The 1,029-nt window shown below is 45.5% G+C and carries 1 pseudogene; it reads left to right on the top strand.

Features of this window, described 5'->3' with window-relative positions:
* The first annotated feature begins 35 nt into the window (after positions 1–35).
* Positions 36–974 (top strand): annotated as a pseudogene (locus IQ244_RS32270) (IS5 family transposase).
* Positions 975–1,029: the final 55 nt, after the last annotated feature.

Genomic DNA, 1,029 nt, shown 5'->3' with positions numbered 1-1,029 from the left:
TATAGTCGATGTTTTCGAGCCGCCTAACCCTGCATATGAAGACGAAAGCCCAGTACAAAGTTAAGAATTGGAACGCTTATGATGCTGCCCTCAAGCAACGAGGCAGTATAACTTTTTGGGTGAACGAAGAAATCATCGAGCAGTGGCGAAATCAGCAAAAAACCGGGAAAAAGGGGGCATCAAATCATTACAGTGATGTGGCAATCGCCACTATGGGAACAATCCAATCGGTGTTTCATTTACCAGGGCGACAAACAGAGGGGTTTTTAGAATCGCTGTTCACGCTCATGGGAATTGAGCTAGAAGTACCAGACCATTCCACGCTGTCTCGTCGTTTGAGCAAGTTGTCTGTAGAACTACCAGTTATTCCAAAGGACAAAGGTATTCATGTAGTGGTGGATTCAACTGGTGTAAAAGTATATGGTGAAGGTGAATGGAAAGTCCGCACACATGGAGTAAGTAAAAGACGGACGTGGCGGAAATTGCATCTAGGAGTTGACTGAGAGAGTGGCGAAATTCTCGGTGCGGTGGTAACTACTAATGATGTAGCTGATTGCGAGGTACTGCCTGAAATATTGGAGCAGATTGAGCAACCGATAGAGCAAGTATCTGGTGATGGTGGCTATGACACAAGAGGTTGTTACGACACCATTTCACAACGCGGTGCAAAAGCGGTAATTCCACCGCGCACCAACGCCAAAATTCAACAACCAAATAATCAAGCACGGCCACACCCTAGAGATGAAAATCTGTTGCGGGTGAACCAAGTCGGGCGCAAGCAATGGAAACAAGAGAGTGGATATCATCGCCGTTCTTTATCTGAAACTGCCATTTTTCGGCTCAAAACCATCTTTGGTGGTAAGTTAAGACGACGCTTTTTTGATAACCAGGCTGTCGAGTTATTTCTGCAATGTGCTGCGCTTAACCGCATGATCCAGTTAGGTAAGCCCGACTCTTATAAAGTCGAAGACTAATTCCTCTCCTTACTTCGGATTGGTGTGTCCTTTTTTCCTTTCATGCAACAAAGCC

Source organism: Nostoc sp. LEGE 06077 (assembly GCF_015207705.1).
GTDB lineage: Bacteria > Cyanobacteriota > Cyanobacteriia > Cyanobacteriales > Nostocaceae > Nostoc_B.
The sequence above is the reverse complement of the archived record's forward strand: the minus strand, read 5'-3'. Positions and strand labels throughout refer to the sequence as shown.